At 61.4% G+C, this 16,121-nt stretch carries 15 protein-coding genes; 10 read left to right on the top strand and 5 right to left on the bottom strand.

Annotated features, from left to right (window positions below; genetic code table 11):
- Positions 1-143: 143 nt before the first annotated feature.
- From J2Z75_RS18905 to J2Z75_RS18895, 3 genes are all read right to left on the bottom strand, one after another.
- Positions 144-428 (bottom strand): type II toxin-antitoxin system RelE/ParE family toxin, encoded by a 285-nt coding sequence (locus tag J2Z75_RS18905; RefSeq protein ID WP_209854292.1) that lies wholly within the window; start codon positions 426-428, stop codon positions 144-146.
- Positions 425-733 (bottom strand): type II toxin-antitoxin system RelB/DinJ family antitoxin, encoded by a 309-nt coding sequence (locus J2Z75_RS18900; protein WP_209854291.1) that lies wholly within the window; start codon positions 731-733, stop codon positions 425-427. The genes J2Z75_RS18905 and J2Z75_RS18900 overlap by 4 nt, the downstream gene beginning before the upstream one ends.
- 317 nt (positions 734-1,050) lie before the next feature.
- On the bottom strand, positions 1,051-1,950 hold the full coding sequence (locus J2Z75_RS18895; RefSeq protein WP_327791273.1) for a GNAT family N-acetyltransferase: 900 nt from the start codon (positions 1,948-1,950) through the stop codon (positions 1,051-1,053).
- Positions 1,951-2,184: 234 nt separating this feature from the next.
- Here J2Z75_RS18895 and argE point away from each other — a divergent pair, with 234 nt between their 5' ends.
- From argE to J2Z75_RS18865, 6 genes are all read left to right on the top strand, one after another.
- Positions 2,185-3,309, top strand: coding sequence for an acetylornithine deacetylase (gene argE / locus J2Z75_RS18890; RefSeq protein WP_209854290.1), 1,125 nt, complete (start codon positions 2,185-2,187; stop codon positions 3,307-3,309).
- A gap of 32 nt (positions 3,310-3,341) precedes the next feature.
- On the top strand, positions 3,342-4,265 hold the full coding sequence (locus J2Z75_RS18885) for a 2-hydroxyacid dehydrogenase (protein ID WP_209854289.1): 924 nt from the start codon (positions 3,342-3,344) through the stop codon (positions 4,263-4,265).
- Between the two features lie 23 nt (positions 4,266-4,288).
- Positions 4,289-4,639 carry a cupin domain-containing protein gene (locus J2Z75_RS18880; RefSeq protein WP_209854288.1) on the top strand — a complete coding sequence of 117 codons (351 nt, stop codon included), beginning with the start codon at positions 4,289-4,291 and terminating at the stop codon, positions 4,637-4,639.
- Between the two features lie 171 nt (positions 4,640-4,810).
- Positions 4,811-6,274 carry an aldehyde dehydrogenase family protein gene (locus J2Z75_RS18875; protein WP_209854287.1) on the top strand — a complete coding sequence of 488 codons (1,464 nt, stop codon included), beginning with the start codon at positions 4,811-4,813 and terminating at the stop codon, positions 6,272-6,274.
- 13 nt (positions 6,275-6,287) lie between these two features.
- Positions 6,288-7,328 (top strand): tartrate dehydrogenase, encoded by a 1,041-nt coding sequence (locus J2Z75_RS18870; protein ID WP_209854286.1) that lies wholly within the window; start codon positions 6,288-6,290, stop codon positions 7,326-7,328.
- A 23-nt stretch (positions 7,329-7,351) separates the two neighbouring features.
- Complete coding sequence (locus J2Z75_RS18865) at positions 7,352-8,809, top strand: NAD-dependent succinate-semialdehyde dehydrogenase (RefSeq protein ID WP_209854285.1); 1,458 nt, start codon at positions 7,352-7,354, stop codon at positions 8,807-8,809.
- 94 nt (positions 8,810-8,903) lie between these two features.
- Here the strand turns inward: J2Z75_RS18865 and J2Z75_RS18860 are convergent, their stop codons facing one another.
- Both J2Z75_RS18860 and J2Z75_RS18855 read right to left on the bottom strand, forming a co-directional pair.
- On the bottom strand, positions 8,904-10,178 hold the full coding sequence (locus tag J2Z75_RS18860; RefSeq protein ID WP_209854284.1) for an NAD(P)/FAD-dependent oxidoreductase: 1,275 nt from the start codon (positions 10,176-10,178) through the stop codon (positions 8,904-8,906).
- Between the two features lie 15 nt (positions 10,179-10,193).
- Positions 10,194-10,862, bottom strand: a complete 669-nt coding sequence (locus tag J2Z75_RS18855; RefSeq protein ID WP_209854283.1) for a haloacid dehalogenase type II — start codon at positions 10,860-10,862, stop codon at positions 10,194-10,196.
- A 326-nt stretch (positions 10,863-11,188) separates the two neighbouring features.
- Here J2Z75_RS18855 and J2Z75_RS18850 point away from each other — a divergent pair, with 326 nt between their 5' ends.
- From J2Z75_RS18850 to J2Z75_RS18835, 4 genes are all read left to right on the top strand, one after another.
- Positions 11,189-12,028, top strand: a complete 840-nt coding sequence (locus tag J2Z75_RS18850; protein ID WP_209854282.1) for a GNAT family N-acetyltransferase — start codon at positions 11,189-11,191, stop codon at positions 12,026-12,028.
- A 13-nt stretch (positions 12,029-12,041) separates the two neighbouring features.
- Positions 12,042-13,418 carry an aspartate aminotransferase family protein gene (locus J2Z75_RS18845; RefSeq protein ID WP_209854281.1) on the top strand — a complete coding sequence of 459 codons (1,377 nt, stop codon included), beginning with the start codon at positions 12,042-12,044 and terminating at the stop codon, positions 13,416-13,418.
- Between the two features lie 250 nt (positions 13,419-13,668).
- Positions 13,669-14,382, top strand: coding sequence for an HAD-IA family hydrolase (locus J2Z75_RS18840; protein WP_209854280.1), 714 nt, complete (start codon positions 13,669-13,671; stop codon positions 14,380-14,382).
- Between the two features lie 79 nt (positions 14,383-14,461).
- A complete protein-coding gene (locus J2Z75_RS18835; protein WP_209854279.1) occupies positions 14,462-16,072 on the top strand; it encodes an ABC transporter substrate-binding protein in 1,611 nt (536 codons plus the stop codon).
- The last annotated feature ends 49 nt before the right edge of the window (positions 16,073-16,121 follow it).

Genomic DNA, 16,121 nt, shown 5'->3' with positions numbered 1-16,121 from the left:
CCTGATGGGGAGTTCGGCCCGAAGACACGTGAACTGCTCGTGCTGACCGCAAGCGTCGCAGAACCCTATCGCTGGTTCGCCCATGGGCGCCTTGATCCAGTTCGAACCACCGACCCGTTGATTCTCAGCATCGAGAACAAAGCCTAGCTCGTTGGCAAAGTGTCTGGCCATTCCTGCGCGCCATGAAGGACGCGAAGAATACGAACCGCTGTTTCGGCAATTGCAGACGCCGCGACGTATGGCATACCGTTAATGACCAGTTCGCGGGTGCCAGCAATTCGGCCAACACGACCGCTCGCGGGAAAATCTATCAACCGACGGACGGCAGCAACGATCCGTTCGTCGACCAGAATAGCCGCTGACGGATTTTCTGCTTCTATTATGGCGTCGCGATCCGATAACGCGAACGCAGACCAGGTAAGCTTCACGATTTGCGCGCACCCGCGTTAAGACGGGCTGCCGCTCGACGTTCAGCGAAATGTACCTCGACTTCATCATCCGAGACGTCCGGTCGAGTATCGTTCAGCGCTTCAAGTACTTTGGTGCGAAACCAAGCGTCATGGGCCTCGCTGCCGGAAAGAAGCTCCAGCGGCAGCGCACCCTCGTTGGCCGTCCGGGTGAGTAAGATACGAACTGCGTCCGATACCGTAAGCCCCATATTTCCAAGCACTGCGGAGGCACGATCCCGAACCTCGGCATCAATACGAGTTTGTACCAGTGCATTTGCAGCCATAGCGATCTCCACCTTTCGGGGAGATGATAATGCAAATGAATGACAATGCCATAGCGCTCTTTACCACCTTCGCCCGTTCTCGTTCCTCTTGTGCTCCTGAATGTATCTGAAGCGACGAGCGGAAATCTCAATCGTGTGGGATAAGGCCTATTTATGGAGCTTAGATTTCTCTTTTTGCTTCACTGACCGCCCGGTTGCGAAGAACGCGCATATGGCCCCAATGCTGTTCGCTCAATCAAACAGCCAGTGGACCAGGTCTGCGCCCGCATTTTATCCCGAATTTCCAATGGACCAATTCTTTGGCTAGTGGTGCGTTGTCATCCCATCGATTGCGAGGCAAGAGCGAATAGCACAGCGCGGCCCTCACCGGCTATTCCGTAATCGACACCTTCGCCAAGAGTCATGGTCGTCACGGTGTCAAAGATTGGCAGGCCGCATTGCTGTACAAAGCTGGCAAAGGGCCCTGTCTCAAAATGGGTGTCGACGCGCAGGAAATGACCGGCGTGAGCTTCCACATGCGGCCGCGCAACGGCGATCGCCTCTTCAACAGACAGTGCTGCAACCGGACCTAGCACGTGCCCCCGTCCAAAGGCACGGCTCATCGAATATGCCGACAGTTTTTCGTCCCTAAACAGCCCATAGCAGAGCGAACTCTCAAACAAGCGGGTGAGATGGACGGGGCGAGAGACCGCAAAGCCCGACCCGTCGAATGCGATCACCGCATCGAGGTCACTTGCCCGCAACTGCCTGACCTCGTATCCGGATTGCAGTTCTTCCGTTTCGGCCGGCTTGCGGGCCATTCCCTGACATTGGAAAACCGGCCGCTGCGCTACAAAGTCAAGAGAACGATAAAGGCGGCGCGCCGCGCGCGTTGCATTGAGCCGCAAGCTCATGCCGGCGCACTCGGCCAAGACACGCTGCATCAGCCATTTCGCCGTCCCATTGGTCTGCAGCCGCGGCGATGTGATCAGCATGCCAAGGGTTGCAAAATGCTCGCCGTGCGGGAACCACATGGCCGAGCCCATCACACGGTCGATATCGTCGAGAGCGACGAAACCATGGCCGAGTTCGCGCAGGTATTGCCAATCTTCTGCCCGATGCGGCCAGCCGACCGCGATCGACAGCGCATGCAACTGCTCCAGATCGACAGCGGCCACATCGGCGAAACGCATCTGGAATGCGTCGACATGCAACGTGTCGGGTATCTTCCTATCCACCTTCCGCCTCCCTGGCGCCAAGCGAACCTGTCGTCCGCCGCTCGATACTCTCTTTTAGGAGCATTCTAGCCAGCTTTTGCAGAACATTCCGCTTCTGCGATCTCATTCGGCACAAGAATTGACCGTATGGCGATCGCTTTCGGCAGCCATTCATGCCGTTCGCGCTTAATCTTTCAAGTCGAAACACAAGCATCGGCAAAGGCAGATGCCAAAAGCCGCACAAGGGACAGCACAATGAGTGCCACCGATATCCTCACAGCGCTGGTGAGCTTCCCGTCTATCGTCGGCACGCCCAATGCCGGGATCGTCGAATGGGTCAGGTCCTATCTTGAGCGTTTCGGCATCCCCGTGCATATTCTCCCAGGCCCCGAGAGTGACAGGGCCAATCTCTTCGCCTCTATCGGCCCTTCGGACAAAGCTGGTTATATTCTTTCCGGGCATATGGACGTCGTTCCCGCGCACGAAGCGGGCTGGAGCAGCGATCCCTTTGCCCTGCGGCGCGACGGAGAAAAGCTCTTTGGCCGTGGCACCAGCGACATGAAGGGGTTTCTAGCCGCCGTGCTTGCGGCCGTCCCCGCGCTTGTCGCATCGCCACTAACCCGGCCCATCCATCTCGCCTTTTCCTATGACGAAGAAGCCGGTTGTCGCGGGGTGCCGCATCTCCTTGCCCGATTGCCCGAGCTGTGCGTTGCACCGCTGGGCGCGGTGATCGGCGAGCCCAGCGACATGCGGCCTATCCTCGCGCACAAGGGCAAGGCCGCCGCCCGTATCACGCTGCGGGGCCGATCCGGTCACTCGTCCCGGCCTGATCTCGGATTGAATGCTGTGCACGCCATGGCCACGGTGTTGCAGGCGGCCGTGTCGGCGGCGCAAGATCTTGCAAGCGGACCTTTCGACCCGACCTTCGAGCCACCTTATTCCTCGTTGCAGGTGGGCCTGATCCAGGGTGGCCAAGCGCTCAACATCATTCCCGATCGCTGCAACCTGGACATCGAGGCACGCGCAATCGCCGGCGTCGATCCCGCCACCCTGCTGGCGCCGATCCAAGCCGCCGCCGAGGTTTTGCGGGCATCCGGAATCGGCGTCGAATGGGAAGACCTGAGCGCTTATCCCGCCCTCTCCTTGGCGCGGCATACGGCCCTTGCCGGCCTCTTAACGGAACTCACTGACCAGGAACCGCTCGCCGCCGTCAGCTACGGGACGGAAGCCGGGCTGTTCCAGGCAGCCGGCGTGGACGCCATCATCTGCGGTCCGGGTGATATCGGCCGCGCCCACAAGCCCGACGAATACATTCTGGCGACTGAGCTTTCCGCATGCCAGTCCATGATCGAGGCGCTCGGCAAGCGCTGCTGCGCCTGATTATTCGACAGATTGCGAACGGACCTCTGCTCATGACCTTCCTCTTTCACTCCGATGCCCGCCGCGGCGCCATCTTCCAGGAGGCGTTTGCGCGGGATCTGCCGGACCTGTCTTTCTCGATGGACCCATCTACAGTCGATTCGGAATCGGTGCGCTACCTGATCACATGGACCGTTCCGCAAGACCTGCAACGCTACCGCAATCTCGAGGTGCTGTTTTCCATCGGCGCCGGCGTCGACCAGTTCCGCATCGCCGACGTGCCGGACCATGTGAAGGTCGTTCGCATGGTGGAAGAAGGCATCGTGCGCATGATGCAGGAATATGTGACACTTGCCGTGCTCTCGCTCCACCGCGACCTGCCCGCCTATCTTGGCCAGCAGCGGCAAGGGATCTGGCAAGCCATTCCCCCGGTTCAGGCACCCGAGCGTCGTGTCGGCGTGCTCGGACTTGGCATGCTCGGCCAGGCCGTGCTCGAGCGGCTGAAGCCCTTCGGTTTCCCGCTTGCCGGCTGGAGCCGTTCGCCACGAGAGATCGAGGGCGTGACATGCCATGCCGGAAGCGATGGCCTAACCGATATGCTGTCGGCAACCGACATTCTGATCTGCCTGCTGCCCCTGACGACCGAAACGCGCGGTTTGCTCAATGCGGATCTCTTCGGCCGCCTGCCGCAGGGGGCTGGCCTCGTTCATACAGGCCGAGGACCACAGCTCGACCACGAGGACCTGATCTCGGCCCTCGATAGCAATCAGCTCTCCGGTGCCGTAGTCGATGTCACAGATCCCGAACCGCTTCCGGCCGGCCATGCTTTCTGGAGCCATCCCCGCATCCTGCTGACCCCCCATGTGGCCAGTGTCACGCAACCGCATTCCGCAGCAAAGGCCGTCATCGACAACATCAAATGCCTGCGCGCCGGTCTCGATCCGGTCGGCCTAGTCGATCGCAGCCGCGGATACTGAAGTTTCAACCCGAAAGGAAAACCATGTCGCTTCTGAAAACCATCGACCCAACCCCGTCCTTTGCTCCGCGCGAGGCTGTGCCGACCCCGGAACGGCTGATCGCCGGAACCCCCAGCTTCAAGACCTGGGCGCAGGACGCCGCCCGCAACGAAACGATCCATACCGGCGTATGGGAGGCCACGCCGGGCCTTACCCACTCGATCAAGGGCGAGACCTTCGAGTTCTGCCATATCCTCTCCGGCCTCGTGGAAATCACGCCGGAAGGCGGCGAGCCGGTCACCTACAAGGCCGGCGACAGCTTTGTCATGAAGCCCGGTTTCGTTGGAACCTGGAAGACAATTGAGACGGTCCGCAAGATCTATGTAACGGCCTGAAACGCCGGCAGCGGCGGTCATCCCGTCCGCCGCTGCCACGACCAGGCGCCGAAGAATAAGCTGCGTGGTGCCAGCAAAACAGGGTTTTCACCCGTCGCCCCTGCCGTGATCGGTGCAAGCTACTCCCGCCGATCCGCTAGCCTCGCAAGACAGCGATCCGAGGTAACCCGTATGACCCTGAGTTTCGATCCAGACAGCCTGTCCCTTCCGATCGGGCATTTCATCGGCGATCGCCTCATTGCCGCGGAAGGCGTGATCTCGATGCACCGGCCCTCCGATGGCAAGGCCTATGCCGGTTGCCCGCTGGCCGACGCCGACATGGTCGACCGTGCAGTCGAGACAGCCAGGGCCGCATTGAAGACAAGCAACTGGGGCGGTGTCCGCCCGCGCGAGCGGCTAAACGTGATGCACCGCTGGGCCGATATGATCCAGCGGGAAGCCGTGACACTGGCCCGGCTCGAAGCGCTATCCTCGACCCGGCCAGTCGGCCATCTCATCGACGGCGATATCGCCATTTCCGCCGAGCAGATCCGCTTCTTTGCCGAATTCGCCGACAAGGAAGGCAGCGACCTCGTGCCGACCGATGACGGCAATCTCGGCATGATCCTCACCGAACCCTATGGCGTGGTCGGCGCTATTACGCCGTGGAACTTCCCCATCTCCATGGCGGTGTGGAAGCTCGGCCCGGCTCTTGCCGCCGGCAATGCCGTGGTCCTGAAACCCTCCGAAATGACTCCGTTTTCCGCCATCTATCTGGCCGAACTTGCCGTGCTCGCCGGCCTGCCCGCAGGGTTGATCAATGTCGTGCTCGGCGACGGCCAGATGACCGGCAATGCCATCACCGGCCATCCCGACATCGCCAAGGTCAGCTTCACCGGCTCCACGCGTGCAGGTTCGGCGATCATGGAAAACGTCGCCCGCACCGGCATCAAACCGATGACGCTGGAACTCGGCGGCAAGAGCCCGCAGTTGGTCTTCGCCGATGCCGATCTCGACAAGGCGGCGGCAGCAATCGCCACCAGCATCATCAGCAATGCCGGCCAGGCCTGCGTCGCTGGATCACGCCTGATCGTCGAGGAGAGCGTCGCAACGCCGCTGGTCGACGCGATCCTGCGTCACATGAATGGGCTGCATCCCGTGCCGACCTGGGATGCGAGCGCCCGGTATTCGCCGATCATCTCGGACAAGCAGCGCCAGCGCATCCATTCGATCGTAGCGGCCACTGTGTCCGCCGGTGGCGCATGCCTGGCCGGCGGCGCGCCCATGGATGCCCCCGGCTACTTCTATGCGCCAACGCTGATTGCCGGGGTCGACGCAACCTCGCCGGCAGTCACCGAAGAGATCTTCGGCCCTGTGCTGACACTCCAGACTTTCCGTGACGAAGAGGAGGCGCTGTCGCTGGCCGAGCATCCCACTTATGGACTTGCCGCCGGGCTCTTCACCCGCGACCTTTCACGGGCGATCCGCATCACCCGCAGCCTTCAGGCCGGAACGATCTGGGTCAACCGTTACGGCCGCTCGCGCGACCATATTCTGCCGACCGGAGGCTACAAGCAATCCGGCATCGGCAAGGATCTCGGCCGCGAAGCCTTCCACGCCAACCGCAAGAGCAAGAGCGTCTTGATCAGCATTTGAGGACATGACCGTCATGAAAACCCACAGAATTGCTCTCATTCCCGGCGACGGCATCGGAGCCGATGTCACGGAAGCGTCCTGGTCGGTCCTGCAGAAGGCGGCAGGTTCAGCCGGTTTTGCCCTCGAAGGCACCGAATTCCCGTGGTCCTGCGCCTTCTACAAAGAAACCGGTGCGATGATGCCGCAGGACGGTATCGAGACGCTTCGCGGCTTCGATGCCATCCTGCTCGGCGCAGTCGGCTGGCCGCAGCAGGTGCCTGATTCGGTTTCGCTGCACGGCCTTTTGCTGCCGATCCGCAAGAGCTTCGTGCAATACGCCAATATCCGCCCCCATCGCCTGTTGCCGGGGGTTCAGGGTCCGCTCAGGGCGGACGCTTTCGACATCCTCTGCATCCGTGAAAACACAGAGGGCGAATACTCCGGCGCCGGCGGCCGCATCCATCAGGGCACAGCCAATGAAGTGGCGGTCGAAACCTCGATCTTCACCCGCACGGGCGTCGAGCGCATCCTGCGCTTCGCCTTCGAACAGGCGCGCAACCGCCGCGGCAAGCTCGCCTCCGTCACCAAATCGAACGCCCAAAAATACTCGATGGTGTTCTGGGACGAGGTGACCCATCAGCTCGCGGCCGACTATCCGGATGTCGAAGTGACGAGCTACCACATCGACGCAATGGCGGCGCGCATGGTCATGGCGCCGGAAAGCCTCGATGTCGTCGTCGCCTCCAACTTGTTTGGCGATATCCTGACCGATCTGGGCGCCGCTATCCAGGGCGGGCTCGGCTTTGCCGCGTCCGCCAACATCAATCCGGACAGAAGCGCGCCCTCGATGTTCGAGCCGGTGCATGGTTCTGCGCCCGATATCGCCCATCTCGGCATCGCCAACCCGATCGCCACCATCTGGTCTGGAGCGATGATGCTCGACCACCTGGGCGAAACCGACGCCGCCGCTGCCATCATGGCGGCCATCGAGCGCACCACCGCAGGCGGCATGGGCACCATTCCGGGCAAGGACCGGACAGAGGCGATCACCGCCACCGTTCTTGCAGCACTATGATCCAGTTGGGACAGGACAAAACTATGCAGACCTTGAAAGAACCAGGCCTTTTCCGGCAACACGCTTTGATCGCTGGCCAGTGGACGCCGGCAGCGTCCGGCAACACGATCGACGTCATCGATCCCGCCAGCCAATCCGCGATCGGCACCGTGCCGGACATGGGCACCGCTGAGACGTGCGCGGCCATCGAGGCGGCCTCCGCCGCCTATGCCCCGTGGAAGAAGAAGACCCATGCCGAACGGGCCGCCCTGCTCGAATCCTGGCATGCGCTGATGCTTGAGCACATCGAGGACCTTGCGCTGATTCTCACGACGGAACAGGGCAAGCCGCTCGACGAGGCACGCGGCGAAATCCGCTACGGCGCCTCCTTCGTCAAATGGTTCGCCGAGGAGGCCCGGCGCATCGAGGGGCACACCATCCCTTCCCCCACGCCGGACCGGCGGATCATCGTCCTGAAGGAGCCGGTCGGCGTCTGCGGCATCATCACGCCCTGGAACTTCCCCAATGCGATGATCACCCGCAAGGTTGCCCCGGCCCTCGCCGCCGGCTGTACCGTGGTCATCAAACCTTCCGAATTCACGCCCTACTCGGCGCTCGCGATCGGCTGGCTTGCGGAAAAGGCCGGCATTCCGGCCGGCGTGATCAACATCGTCACCGGCATGCCAACGGCCATCGGCAACGAGATCATGGCGAACGAGACGGTGCGGAAAATCTCCTTCACCGGTTCGACGCGGGTCGGTTCGCTGCTGATGCGCGGTGCGGCAGACAGTGTAAAACGGCTTTCCCTTGAACTCGGCGGCAATGCGCCGTTCATCGTTTTTGACGATGCGGACCTTGAATTGGCCGTCGAGGGCGCCATCGCCTCAAAATTCCGCAATGGCGGGCAAACCTGCGTCTGCGCCAATCGTATTCTCGTCCAGGCCGGAGTCTACGACACATTTGCCGAAAAACTCAGCAGCCGTGTCAACGCCATGAAGGTCGGACCCGGTACCGAATCCGGTGTGTCGATCGGGCCGATGATCAACGAGGCCGCCATCGCCAAGATCAACCGCCATGTCGAAGACGCATTGACCAAGGGCGCGACGATTGTCACGACCCGCACGGACATGCCGGCCGGCGAACAATATGCCGCCCCCATGGTCCTCACCGGCGCCACGACGGACATGCAACTCGCCAGCGAGGAGACCTTTGGCCCGGTGGCCCCGCTCTTCCGCTTCGAAACCGAGGAAGAGGCGCTGGCGATCGCCAATGGCACGCCCTTTGGCCTTGCCGCCTATTTCTACACGGAAAGCCTGAAACGTGCCTGGCGTGTCGGCGAAGCGCTCGAATTCGGCATGGTGGGGCTCAACACCGGCGCCATCTCCACCGAAGTCGCCCCGTTCGGCGGCGTCAAACAGTCCGGCCTCGGCCGCGAAGGTGCCAGGGCCGGCATCGAGGAGTATCTGGAAATGAAGTCCTTCCACATCGGCGGGCTCGCCTGAGCCGTCCGCAATCTGCCGGAACGGAAAAAGGGGGCCCAAGACATCCCCCCTTTTTTCATGCAAAACGGAAGCAGCCCGAAACCGAATTGTGTCCCTACTGGAACCGGTCGAGCGCCTTGTAGTAAAGCCCCACCAGCGGCAGGAACCAGGGCGTGCCGAAATGACCGGGAACCGCCGGCCAGTCGAGGCCCTTGAGCGGATTGCGATCCGGCCGGCCGAGCATGGCATCGGCCATCGTCATGCCGAGATGGGTGGAAAGCTGTGCGCCATGGCCGGAATAGCCCATCGCGTACCACACCCCATCGTGATAGCCCGCCCGTGGAAAACGGTCGCTGGTCATGTCGACCAGCCCGCCCCAGCAATAGTCGATCTCGACCTTAGCGAGCTGCGGAAAGAGCCGGACGAGGCTTTCGCGCAGGATTGCGCCGCCCTTGGCGTCCGATCGCTGGTCGGACGTGGCGGAGAAACGCGCCCTGCCCCCGAAGATCAGCCGGTTGTCCGGCGATAGACGCCAGTAATTGCCGATATTCATCGAGTTCACGCAGGTGCGGTTGCCCGGCATGGTCGCAGCAACCTCTGCATCCGTCAGCGGCCGGGTGGCGATGATGAAGCTCCCGACCGGGATGATGCGGCGGCGGAAATAACCGAAATTCGGCGTGGTATAGGCACCGGTGGCGACCAGAACCTGATCTGCCGTCACAATGCCCTTGGCCGTCTTCAGCACATGACGGCCATCCGTCTGAAGATGCTCCTTGACCGCCGCCTTCTCGGCAATGACCGCGCCGCTCCGGCTTGCGGCCCCGGCGAGGCCGGTGACATAGCGCCCCATGTGCATCATCGCGCTCTTCTTCGACAGCATCGCGCCGTGGAAGGGTGAGCCGACTTCATGTCTGAGATCGGCGGGCGAAAGCAGCGCCGTATCGGCATCCACTTCTGCATGCACCGCTTCGAAGTTCCTGGCAAGGCTCTCGAAATGCTGCGGCTTGGAGGCGAGCTTCAGCTTGCCGGCCCGGCGGAAATTGCAGTCTATGCCCTCCTCGGCAATGATTGCCTCCAGCGTGTCGATCGAGGCATCCAGCGCCTGGTAGAGCGCAATGGCGCGCTCCTTGCCGATTTCCGCCTTGGCCGCCAGATAGCTGTGCGCCAGGCCATTGTTGAGATGGCCGCCATTGCGTCCAGACGCACCGTAACCGACGGTTTCCGCCTCCAGCACAATCACCTTCGTCCCGGCCTTGGCAAGCTGCCGCGCCGCGCCAAGCCCGGTAAAGCCGCCGCCGATCACCGCCACGTCGTAGTGACCTTCGATCGGCCCCGCGACAGCGCCCGTGAAGCGGGGTGCCGTATCGTGCCAGTAGGACAGGTATTTCATGGGTTTTGTCTTTCCTTAGAGCCCGACGACGCCAGGCAGGCCGGAGATATCGGAGATTTCGACATAACCGTAATAGGGATTGGCCGGCTCATGACCACGGTTGACCCAGACCTTGTTCTTGATCCCAAGATCATGGGCAGACATCAAGTCGTAGCGGAAGGAGGAGGAGCAATGCAGAATGTCTTCCGGCCCGCAGCCCAGCATGTCGAACATGTATTCGAAAGCCTGGAAGCGTGGCTTGTAGGCATTCGCCTGCTCGGCCGTGTAGACGGCGTGAAAGGGCGCGCCGAGCTTTTCGACATTCGACATGATCTGTGCATTCATCGCATTGGAGAGAATGACCAGCGGGATTTCCTTGGCGACCTTGGCGAGCCCGGCCGGCACATCCGCATGCGGCCCCCAGGTTGGCACCCGCTCATAGACGAACCGGGCATCTTCGCCCTTGAAGGCGACACCGTTTCGCTTGCAGGCACGTTCCAGCGCATGGTGAACCACATCGGCATAGGGCTTCCAGTCGCCGAGGATCTCATCCAGCCGGTAGGCGGCAAAATTCTTGATGAACTCCAGCATCTTCGGCTCATCCATGCGGTTTCCATAGAGGTCGCGCGCTGCTTCCGCCATCTGGAAATTGGTCAGGGTGCCGTAGCAGTCGAAGGTAATGAATTTCGGGCGGAAGGTCGTCATACGCGTCGTCCTTGATAGGCAGGGCCGTGCAGCCGGTTGCTGATGGCTAGATCATAGGTCGGCTTCCGGCGACCGCGTCGACTGAATTGCGGGATTTGAAAGCAGAAAGTTCCGTATCTGTCGACCGGAATGGCATTTGGTTGGGCATGGAACACTCAATCGAGTTTGGAAATCCCTTTCCAGTCACGCCTATGACCGGCTCACAGCATAAGATGCGGCGGCCACCTGCTCCTACGGCTGAAGATATCGCCGCCGGTGCTGCCTTCAGACAATCTACCGGCCCGTTGAACGCAACACTTGTGTTCAGAAAATGAAGGTACGACCCCATGCAGACTATCGACATCGCCATTACGCCCATAGGCCTGGAGCATCTTGATGATGCCGTCCGGCTGTCGCGTCAGTCCGGCTGGCCGCATCGGCCGGAAGACTGGCGACTGGCCCTGGCCCTGAGCGAGGGCTTCGTCGCGGTCACGGGCTCCGGCGAGGTTGTCGGCACGATCCTGCTCACCCCTTACGGCGCAGACTGCGCAACGATCAACATGGTGATCGTCGACGAGGGCATGCGCGGACGCGGACTTGGACGAAGGCTGATGGAAGCCGCCATGACGCTTGCCGGTTGCCGGCCACTGCGCCTCGTCGCCACGGCCGAGGGATTGCCACTTTACGAGCGGCTGGGTTTTCGCGAAACGGGAACGATCGTCCAGCATCAGGGCGTTGCCGGCAGCATCGCAGCACCGGACAACACCCGGGCAGCGACCGCGGACGATCTTGCAGCCATTCTCGACCTCGACAGACAGGCTTACAGTGCCGACCGCGCCGATCTCATTCGAAAGCTTACCGAGATCGGCGAATATGCCGTGATCTGCCGCGAGGGGCAGGTAGTCGCATTTGCCGCCATTCGCACCTTCGGTCGCGGCGACGTGATCGGCCCGATCGTTGCTCCAGATCTCGATGATGCCAAGGCACTTGTCTCCCACTTCATCAGCCGCCGGCAAGGCGCTTTCCTGCGCGTCGACACCGGCGCCGGAACCGGTCTCGCCCCATGGCTCGAAGGTCAGGGCTTTGCCCATGTCGGCGGCGGGATCGCCATGGCCCGGCCCGTCACAATCCCGACCGCCGCACCGGCGGTCACCACCTTTGCCCTTGCCAATCAGGCCCTCGGCTGACCCGGAGATGACAATGTTGAACAATTCCCTCATCGAGCTTGATCGCGCTCACCTCATCCATCCCGTCGCCTCCTATCGTGGCCATGAGCAGCAGGGCGTGCGCGTGCTCGCCTCCGCCAAGGGTGCAATGGTGACCGACGCATCCGGCCATCAGCTCGTCGACGGCTTTGCTGGCCTCTGGTGCGTCAATGCCGGCTATGGCCATGATTCGATCGTCGAGGCAGCCGCGCGCCAGATGCGGGAACTGCCCTATGCGACAGCCTATTTCGGCCTGGGGTCCGAGCCGGCAATCCGCCTTGCTTCCGAACTTGCCGACCGGGCGCCTGGCGACCTCAACCACATCTACTTCACTCTCGGCGGCTCGGACGCCGTCGACAGCACAATCCGCTTCATCCGTTATTACTGGATCGCCAAGGGCCAGCCACAGCGCGACCAGTTCATCTCGATCGAGCAGGGCTATCATGGCTCTTCCACGGTTGGCGCCGGATTGACGGCCCTCCCCAATTTTCACGCCGGTTTCGGTATCCCATTCGACTGGCAGCACAAGATTCCGTCCCCCTATCCCTACCGCAACCCGGTCGGGGAAGATGCAACGTCCATCATCGAGGCATCACTTGCCGCCCTTCGTGCCAAGGTCGAGGCGATCGGTGCCGACCGGGTTGCCGCCTTCTATGCCGAGCCGATCCAGGGCTCGGGCGGCGTCATCGTACCGCCGAAGGGCTGGCTCAAGGCCCTGCGGGATCTCTGCCGGGAACTCGATATCCTCTTCGTCGCCGACGAGGTCATCACCGGCTTTGGTCGCACCGGTCCTCTCTTCGCCTGCTCGGAAGACGAGGTCGTTCCCGATTTCATGACGACCGCCAAAGGCCTGACCTCGGGCTATGTGCCCATGGGTGCCGTTTTCATGGCGGACCATGTCTATCAGGTGATTGCCGATGGCGCCGGCGCATCCGCGGTCGGCCACGGTTATACCTATTCGGCCCACCCCGTCAGCGCTGCCGTCGGCCTTGAAGTGCTCAGGCTTTATGAAAATGGCCTGCTGGAAAACGGTGTGAAAGCGGGTGCGCGACTGATGGCCGGTCTTGAGGCCTTGCGGGATCATCCCCTGGTCGGCGACGTGCGTGGACGTGGTATGTTGGCGGCGATCGAACTGGTCGCCAACAAGAAAACGAAGACGCCTCTGCCTGCAGAAGCGCAGCCGTCGCGCCGCATCTTCGATCGAGCCTGGGACAATGGACTGGTCATCCGCGCTTTTGCCACTGGCGTGCTGGGTTATGCACCTCCGCTCTGCTGCACCGATCAGGACATCGACGCCATTCTCGAACGAACCATAAAGACGCTCGACCAGACGCTGGAGGATCCGGATGTCCGCCGGGCGCTGAAAGACTGAAAGGGTCGCCAGCAGGCGCTCCCGAAATATCGCGGAGCGCCGCATTTTAGAATCTTCTGCCGTGCCATGGCATCGATTCGGCGAAAACGGTGCGATGAAGATGCCAAACTCGAAGACAGCGAAGGCCCGACCCCTTGAAAATGGGGCCTTTGACAGGAAAGCCCCGGCACGTTCGGGACAGGGAACAGCATAATCTTTCGCCAAGCGTGCCGAAGTGGTGCCCTATGCGTTCGAAACTGGGGATACTAAATTGATCAAGTCTCTGTCTGACTTCAAGTATATGAGTTTCGACGTCGTCGGTACGCTGATCGATTTTGAAGGCGGGCTGACCTCCTGCCTCAACGAGATCGCGGTGGAAGCGGGCGTGACCATTGACGCCGAGGAAGCGCTGAGCCTTTATCGCTCCGCCCGCTATGCCGATGATGCCGACCTTTTCCCGGATGACCTCGTCCGCGTCTACCTCGCGATTGCTCCGAAGCTCCGCCTGCCGGCTGACCAGGCCCTTGGCGAACGCCTGCGCGATTCTGCCAAAAAATGGAAAGCCTTCCCCGACAGCGCCGAAGCCATGGCGCGGCTTGCCCGCGACTACCGGCTGATCGCCATGACGAATGCCCGCCGGTGGGCGTTCGAACATTTCTCGGCGGAACTCGGCAATCCCTTTCATGCCGCTTTCACCGCCGACGATACCGGCACCGAGAAACCCGACCCGGCCTTCTTTCACCAGGTCTTCAACTTCATATCCGGTGAGGGCGCAAGCAAGGACGATATCCTGCACGTGGCCCAGAGCCAGTATCACGACATCGGCGTCTCGCGGGACTTGGGCATGACCAATTGCTGGATCGAGCGCCGCCACGCACAGAAGGGCTACGGCGGTACGATCGAACCGGCCGAGTTCACCAAGCCTGACTACCACTTTACCTCGATGGCCGACCTTGCCGAAGCCGCAACTGCGGGACGGAGCTGACCGGCGATCATCTCAAAGACGAGCCAAGCCTGCTTCAAGACAGGCAGCCCAATAACCAGACAACGAAAAGGGGAATGACATGAACGATAGAACTCTCAATTGGACCCCATCAGACGACGCGATGGTGGAAAATGCTATTCGCCGCGGCGCCACGCGCCGTGAGCTTCTCCACATGCTGCTGGCCGGCGGCGTTGCGCTCACGGCCAGCGGGGCTATTCTCGGGCGTGCCACCAGCGCCCACGCCGCAACGCCGAAGTCGGGCGGACATCTCAAGGCAGCAGGCTGGTCGGCATCGACTGCCGACACGCTGGATCCGGCCAAGGCTTCGCTATCGACGGATTATGTGCGCTGCTGCGCGCTCTACAATCGCCTGACATTCCTCGACAAGAGCGGCGTAACCCAGATGGAGCTTGCAGAGAGCGTCGAAAGCTCGGACGCCAAGCTCTGGACGGTCAAACTGCGCTCTGGCGTCACCTTCCATGACGGCAAGACACTATCGTCGCAAGACGTCGTCTTTTCGCTGATGCGGCACCTGGATCCCGATGTCGGCTCCAAGGTCAATTCGATCGCCAAGCAGATCACTGGCGTCAAGGCTGTCGACCCGCTGACGGTGGAGATCACCTTGGCGAACCCCAATGCCGACCTGCCGACCATCCTGTCGATGCATCACTTCATGATCGTTCAGGACGGCACGACGGACTTTTCCAAGGGCATAGGGACAGGCGCCTTCAAGCTTGAAAGCTTCGAGCCGGGCGTCAAGTCCGTTGCTGTCAAGAATCCGAACTACTTCAAATCCCAGGGTCCATATATCGACTCCTTCGAGTATTTCGCCATCAGTGACGACAATGCCCGGGTCAATGCGCTTCTCTCGGGAGACATTCATCTGGCAGCGTCCATCAAGCCCCGTTCGATGAAGCTGGTGGAAAGCCAGCCCGGTTTCGTCCTGTCGCAGACCACGTCCGGCAACTATACCAACCTCAACATGCGCCTCGACATGGAACCGGGCAACAAGGCCGATTTCGTCACCGGCATGAAACACCTGATCAATCGCGAGCAGATCCAGAAATCCGTCATGCGCGGCCTGGCCGAACTGGCGAACGACCAGCCGGTTTCGCCCGCGAGCATCTACTATAATGCCGAATTGAAGCCGAAGGTCTTCGATCCCGAAAAAGCGAAGTTCCATTTCGAAAAGGCAGGCCTGATCGGCCAGTCCATTCCGGTCGTCGCCTCCGATGCTGCGACCTCCTCGGTCGACATGGCCACTTTGGTCCAGCAGGCAGGGGCCGAGATCGGCATGGCTTTCGACGTCCAGCGCGTGCCGTCCGACGGCTATTGGTCGAACTACTGGCTGAAGGCGCCTGTGCATTTCGGCAACATCAACCCCCGCCCCACGCCGGACATCCTGTTCTCGCTGCTCTATTCGTCTGACGCACCGTGGAACGAAAGCCAATACAAGTCGAAAAAGTTTGACGGCATGCTGGTCGAGGCTCGGGGTCTGCTGGACCAGGCCAAGCGCAAGGCGATCTACGACGAAATGCAGGTCATGATCTCCGAGGAAGCTGGCACCGTGATCCCGGTCTTCCTGTCCAACGTGGACGCGCTTTCAGGCAATCTGAAGGGCTTGGAAGCCAACCCGCTGGGTGGCCAGATGGGCTACGCCTTCGCCGAATATGTCTGGCTCGACGCCTAGCAGACATTAGGAAGGGTAAGGCGTCGCAGTGGCGCCTTGCCTTCTTCAT

Origin of the sequence: Rhizobium herbae, from assembly GCF_017873135.1 — a bacterium.
GTDB lineage: Bacteria > Pseudomonadota > Alphaproteobacteria > Rhizobiales > Rhizobiaceae > Pararhizobium > Pararhizobium herbae.
This window is presented reverse-complemented; position numbering and strand designations above follow the sequence as displayed.

Coding starts and splice junctions, on each gene's coding strand:
- J2Z75_RS18900 (WP_209854291.1), bottom strand. CDS start 733: ATGGCTGCAAATGCACTGGTACAAACTCGTATTGATGCCGAGGTTCGG.
- argE (WP_209854290.1), top strand. CDS start 2,185: ATGAGTGCCACCGATATCCTCACAGCGCTGGTGAGCTTCCCGTCTATC.
- J2Z75_RS18885 (WP_209854289.1), top strand. CDS start 3,342: ATGACCTTCCTCTTTCACTCCGATGCCCGCCGCGGCGCCATCTTCCAG.
- J2Z75_RS18880 (WP_209854288.1), top strand. CDS start 4,289: ATGTCGCTTCTGAAAACCATCGACCCAACCCCGTCCTTTGCTCCGCGC.
- J2Z75_RS18875 (WP_209854287.1), top strand. CDS start 4,811: ATGACCCTGAGTTTCGATCCAGACAGCCTGTCCCTTCCGATCGGGCAT.
- J2Z75_RS18870 (WP_209854286.1), top strand. CDS start 6,288: ATGAAAACCCACAGAATTGCTCTCATTCCCGGCGACGGCATCGGAGCC.
- J2Z75_RS18865 (WP_209854285.1), top strand. CDS start 7,352: ATGCAGACCTTGAAAGAACCAGGCCTTTTCCGGCAACACGCTTTGATC.
- J2Z75_RS18860 (WP_209854284.1), bottom strand. CDS start 10,178: ATGAAATACCTGTCCTACTGGCACGATACGGCACCCCGCTTCACGGGC.
- J2Z75_RS18855 (WP_209854283.1), bottom strand. CDS start 10,862: ATGACGACCTTCCGCCCGAAATTCATTACCTTCGACTGCTACGGCACC.
- J2Z75_RS18850 (WP_209854282.1), top strand. CDS start 11,189: ATGCAGACTATCGACATCGCCATTACGCCCATAGGCCTGGAGCATCTT.
- J2Z75_RS18845 (WP_209854281.1), top strand. CDS start 12,042: ATGTTGAACAATTCCCTCATCGAGCTTGATCGCGCTCACCTCATCCAT.
- J2Z75_RS18835 (WP_209854279.1), top strand. CDS start 14,462: ATGAACGATAGAACTCTCAATTGGACCCCATCAGACGACGCGATGGTG.